General features: G+C 70.3%; 2 protein-coding genes. One reads left to right on the forward strand and one right to left on the reverse strand.

Annotated features, from left to right (window positions below):
- Window positions 1–665: cellulase family glycosylhydrolase (locus AB0G02_RS38505; protein WP_360804939.1), on the forward strand; the 665-nt coding region annotated here is incomplete at its 5' end.
- Between the two features lie 25 nt (window positions 666–690).
- Here AB0G02_RS38505 and AB0G02_RS38510 read toward each other — a convergent pair.
- The coding region (locus AB0G02_RS38510; RefSeq protein ID WP_360804942.1) for a GDSL-type esterase/lipase family protein at window positions 691–1749 on the reverse strand (1059 nt) is incomplete at its 5' end.

A 1749-nucleotide genomic window follows, 5' to 3' on the forward strand; every position in this document is an offset into this window, starting at 1 on the left:
TGATCTGCGTGCTGGAGGCGCACGACACCACCGGCTACGGCGAGCAGGGCGGCGCGGTCACGCTCAACCAGGCCGTGGACTACTGGCTGGGCGTGAAGAGCGCGCTGGTCGGCCAGGAGCGCTACGTCATCATCAACATCGGCAACGAGCCGTACGGCAACAACAACTACGCCAACTGGACCAACGACACGCGCAACGCCATCTCGCGGCTTCGGTCCAACGGCTTCACCCACACCCTCATGGTCGACGGCCCGAACTGGGGTCAGGACTGGACGAACACCATGCGCAACAACGCGTCCTCGGTGTTCAACGCCGACTCGCAGCGCAACGCGGTGTTCTCGATCCACATGTACGGCGTGTACGACACCGCGTCCGAGGTCACCTCCTACCTCAACGCGTTCGTCAACGCCCGGCTGCCGATCGTGGTGGGGGAGTTCGGTGACAACCACTCCGACGGCAACCCCGACGAGAACACGATCATGGCCACGGCCCAGTCGCAGCGCATCGGCTACCTCGGCTGGTCGTGGAGCGGCAACGGCGGCGGTGTCGAGTACCTGGACATGGTCAGCGGCTTCAACCGGAGCAGCCTGACCAACTGGGGCAACCGAATCTTCAACGGCGCCAACGGCATCAGGTCGACCTCCCGGCAGGCAACCGTCTACTGAGGACCGAGGAGCGGGGGTCGGTGCCTCACCGGCCCCCGGCGACCGCGGCCAGCGTCATGTGGGCCGGGCCCGCGCCGGCGGTGTTGCGGCAGGCGAAGTCGCCGGTCGCCTTCTCGTGCATCAGGCGCAGGCACGTGCCCAGCGCGCGCTGGCCGTAGAAGTTCGGGTGCATGCTCTCCTGGCGGTCGCCCTGGGAGGTGTAGCCGGTGACCACCCAGCGCACCCACTCGGAGGTCGTGCCCGGGACGGGGTTGTCGGCGTTGTTGCCCGCCTGCGCCTGGCGCGAGTCGGCGGCGCACACCTCGCGGCCGTTGAAGGTGCCCCGCAGGTCGAGGAACCGCGCGTTGCGGTCCGCGGCGACCGCCTTGAGCTGCGCGGCGATGGCCGGCACGAGCTGCTTGCGCGCCCAGTCCGCGTCGGAATCCCACACCGGGCACCCGCCCTGGGCCCAGCGCGGCCCGTTCTCGGGGATGCGGAAGCCGGCGGCGGCCGGCATCGGTGACGGGTAGGACTGGAGGACGAACTGGTAGGTGCCCGCGCCCTGGGCGGCGTCCACCACCTCCTTGATCGCGCTCACCGTGGCGCCGACGTCGGTGCGCAGCCGCTCCAGCCGCTCGGTGACCGTCGCGTCCCACTTCGGCGCGCACCGGTACGAGGCCGGGGAGAGGTAGCCCTTGACGCAGTCCGCGATGATGTCCCCGAACCCGAGGTCGTTGCCGCCGATGGACAGCACGACCAGCTCCACCCGGTGCTCGCGCACCGCGGCGCGCAGCAGGTCGAGCTGGTCGGGCTGGTCGCGCGCCGGGTCGCCGTCGCGCACGTCGTTCGTGGTCGCGCCGGAGCAGGCGAGGTTGATCGGCGTGGCGTCGGGGATCGCGGCGCTGATGATCTCCGCGGACGTCGAGCGGTGGCACATGTCGGTGCTGCTGTGGGTGTCGCCGTACACGATCGTGGGGTCGGTGGTGCAGCTGCGCGCGTCGCACCGGGTGGCCAGGTCGGTGCCCCACTTGTCGCCGGAGTTCTGCAGGGCGTTGCCGCGCCACCGGCCGGCCTCGCCGGAGATGTAGCTGTCGCCCAGCGAGAC

Origin of the sequence: Actinosynnema sp. NPDC023658, assembly GCF_040639995.1 — a bacterium.
Lineage (GTDB): Bacteria > Actinomycetota > Actinomycetes > Mycobacteriales > Pseudonocardiaceae > Actinosynnema.